4 protein-coding genes and 1 pseudogene are annotated in these 3,109 nt (G+C 38.4%); all 5 read left to right on the top strand.

What is annotated here, in order from left to right:
* Positions 1–314, top strand: a 314-nt coding sequence (locus tag C6H66_RS26255; protein WP_422615594.1) for a hypothetical protein, incomplete at its 5' end; no start/stop codon positions are given.
* Positions 311–1,279, top strand: a complete 969-nt coding sequence (locus C6H66_RS24505; RefSeq protein WP_105397018.1) for a hypothetical protein — start codon at positions 311–313, stop codon at positions 1,277–1,279. The genes C6H66_RS26255 and C6H66_RS24505, both read left to right, overlap by 4 nt.
* Positions 1,276–2,244: a hypothetical protein gene (locus C6H66_RS24500; RefSeq protein WP_105397017.1), complete on the top strand. Its 969-nt coding sequence runs from the start codon at positions 1,276–1,278 to the stop codon at positions 2,242–2,244. Before C6H66_RS24505 ends, C6H66_RS24500 begins: the two co-directional genes overlap by 4 nt.
* Positions 2,241–2,537 carry a hypothetical protein gene (locus C6H66_RS24495; protein ID WP_105397016.1) on the top strand — a complete coding sequence of 99 codons (297 nt, stop codon included), beginning with the start codon at positions 2,241–2,243 and terminating at the stop codon, positions 2,535–2,537. Before C6H66_RS24500 ends, C6H66_RS24495 begins: the two co-directional genes overlap by 4 nt.
* A 77-nt stretch (positions 2,538–2,614) precedes the next feature.
* Positions 2,615–3,109: pseudogene (locus C6H66_RS24490) on the top strand (hypothetical protein); the annotation flags it as partial.

Genomic DNA, 3,109 nt, shown 5'->3' with positions numbered 1-3,109 from the left:
CTAATATTCTGTTCCTCAAAGTTTATGGCCTAGACGAAAATAATAACCTTGTCGGGCGTGGTTTTATCCCTAACGTCAGCAGTTATTCTTTTGCTTTTTTAAGTAGTGGCAATGATAAAGCTCTGGCAGTCGCCTTTATGGTGAAATTCTTATTAAACGGCAAAGAGGCGGTCAGTAAAGTGGATTATAAACGCCGTGAGCCGCTTATCTGGTGGAGTAAAGATAAAAGACCTGCCGATTTAGACGCTCAAATTCCATTGATTCTGGCCGAATTGGATCGCCTGGGCCCCCCTGATGAAGATCTTTCCGAATGAAGCAACGATTAAAAAACTTACTTAAAAAATGGTTTCCCACTATTCATCCATTGCCAGCCCAACGGCTGGCATGCTGGGAAAAAGAAATTCTGGCAGTACCGCTAGATATTAAGGATGCAGAAACCATTAAGCACGTGGAGATATTGGACTATCTTGATGATAAGGAATGCCATATCCGCAATCCTCAACGCCGTTTTAGGAGCATAAACCTGATTCCAGTAACACTGGGGATTATTAGCAGCTTGGTATTAAACGTTAACAATTTTATCGAAGAACGAAAGAGTAATGAATCAGAAATTTATCGATGGGTTAATATAGCTAAAAAGGAATATGGTGAGAAATTTTACTTACGCGATGATTTACCAAGCTATCTGAAAGATACACGCTATATTGGTAATGATAAAGAAATTTCACTAAGAAAATATTTATATTATCGATATACCTTTTATCCAAGTAGTTCCAGACTTCTCAAAATTGATATAGGTTTCTTACTGCTCTATCTGCTAATTATTCCTCCTTTTGTCTGGGGAGTGTTTTTTTCATGCCGTCAGGCACCATTAATTATCGATCGTGAACGGCAAATTTTTTACACTTGGTATAAAGGTAAAGTCTATGCCGCTCGTTATCCACAAGTCGGTATGGCAGAAAAAACTAATATTCTGTTCCTCAAAGTTTATGGCCTGGATGAGAACAATCAACTTATCGGGCGTGGTTTTATCCCTAACGTCAGCAGTTATTCTTTTGCCTTCTTAAGTAGTGGCAATGATAAAGCACTGGCAGTCGCCTTTATGGTGAAATTCTTATTAAACGGCAAAGAGGCAGTCAGTAAGGTGGACTATAAACGCCGTGAGCCGCTTATCTGGTGGAGTAAAGATAAAAGACCCGCCGATTTAGACGCTCAAATTCCGTTGATTTTGGCTGAATTGGATCGCTTAGGTCCCCCTGATGAAGATCTTTCCGAATGAAACAACGATTAAAAAACTTACTCAAAAAATGGTTTCCTACTATTCATCCACTGCCAGCCAAACGGCTGGCACGTTGGGAAAAAGAAATTTTGGCAGTACCGCCAGATATTAAGGATGCAGAAACCATCAAACATGTGGAAATACTGGACTATCTTGATGATAAGGAGTGTCATATCCGCAATCCTCAACGCCGTTTTAGGAGTATTACTCTAATTCCTGTTACACTAGGACTAATTACCAGTCTAGTGTTAACTGTGAATGATTTTATAAAAGAACGAAAGGATACTGAATCAGATATTCATTCCTGGGTAGAGCTAGTAAAAGAAAAATATGGAGAAAAGTTTTATCTGCGTAACGATTTACCAGACTATATGGAAAATGCCCGTTATATTGGTAATGATAAAGAAATTTCACTAAGGAAATATTTATATTATCGTTATACTTTTTACCCAAGCAGCACCCGATTGCTCATAATTGATATAAGTTTCCTTCTGCTCTATCTATTGATTATTCCACCCTTTGTCTATTGTATATTTTTTTGGCAGAGTCAGGCGCCATTAATTATTGACCGTGAACGACAGATTTTCTACACCTGGCATAAAGGTAAAGCCTATGCTGCCCGTTATCCACAATTAGGTATGATGGAAAAAACCAATATTCTGTATTTCAAAGTTTACGGACTGGATGAAAATAACAACCTTATCGAACGTGTCTTTATCCCTAATGTCAGCAGCTATACTTTTGCTTTCTTAAGTAGTGGCAATGATAAAGCTCTGGCAGTCGCCTTTATGGTGAAGTTTTTATTAAACGGCAAAGAGACAGTCAGTAAGGTGGACTATAAACGCCATGAGCCGCTTATCTGGTGGAGTAAAGATAAAAGACCCGCCGATTTAGACGCTCAAATTCCGTTGATTCTGGCAGAATTGGATCGCTTAGGTCCCCCTGATGAAGATCTTTCCGAATGAAGAAACGATTAAAAAATTTACTCAAAAAATGGTTTCCCACTATCCATCCACTGCCAGCCCAACGGCTGGCCCGCTGGGAAAAAGAAATTCTGGCGGTACCACCGGATATTAAGGATATAGAAACTATTAAACATGTGGAAATAATAGACTATCTTGATGATAAGGAGTGCCATGTTCATAATACTCAACGCCGTTTCCGGAGCATTGCTCTAATTCCCATCACATTAGGGATTATCAGTAGCTTAATATTGAATATTAATGATTTTGTAGAATCGAGAAAAAAAATGAAATAGGTATTCACCGTTGGGTTAATTTAGTCAAAGAAGAATATGGTGATAAATTTTATCTACGTAATGATTTGCCAAATTATATGAAAGGGGCCAGTTATATCGGTAACGATAAAGAAATCTCCCTGAAAAAATACCTATATTATCGCTATAATTTCTATGAGTATAGCAATGATATTTTTATCACTGACATGATATTTCTACTACTTTATCTAATAATTATTCCACCGTTTGTTTGGGGAGTATTCTTTTCCCAGAGACAAGCACCATTAATTATCGACCGTGAACGACAAATTTTTTATACCTGGTATAAAGGCAAAGCTTATGCCGCCCGCTATCCCCAAGTAGGCATGGCAGAAAAAACTAATATTCTGTTCTTCAAAGTTTATGGCCTAGACGAAAATAATAACCTTGTCGGGCGTGGTTTTATCCCTAACGTCAGCAGTTATTCTTTTGCCTTCTTAAGTAGTGGCAATGATAAAGCGCTGGCAGTCGCCTTTATGGTGAAGTTTTTATTAAACGGCAAAGAAGCGGTCAGTAAGGTGGATTATAAACGCCGTGAGCCGCTTATCTGGTGG

This window comes from Photorhabdus hindustanensis (assembly GCF_002968995.1).
Taxonomy (GTDB): Bacteria; Pseudomonadota; Gammaproteobacteria; order Enterobacterales; family Enterobacteriaceae; genus Photorhabdus; species Photorhabdus akhurstii.
Note: the sequence above shows the minus strand (reverse complement) of the source record. Positions and strands in the feature narration are given on the sequence as shown.

What these genes read in the sequence shown, in the direction of transcription:
- C6H66_RS24495 (WP_105397016.1), top strand. Translation starts at nt 2,241, where the DNA reads ATGAAGAAACGATTAAAAAATTTACTCAAAAAATGGTTTCCCACTATC.
- C6H66_RS24500 (WP_105397017.1), top strand. Translation starts at nt 1,276, where the DNA reads ATGAAACAACGATTAAAAAACTTACTCAAAAAATGGTTTCCTACTATT.
- C6H66_RS24505 (WP_105397018.1), top strand. Translation starts at nt 311, where the DNA reads ATGAAGCAACGATTAAAAAACTTACTTAAAAAATGGTTTCCCACTATT.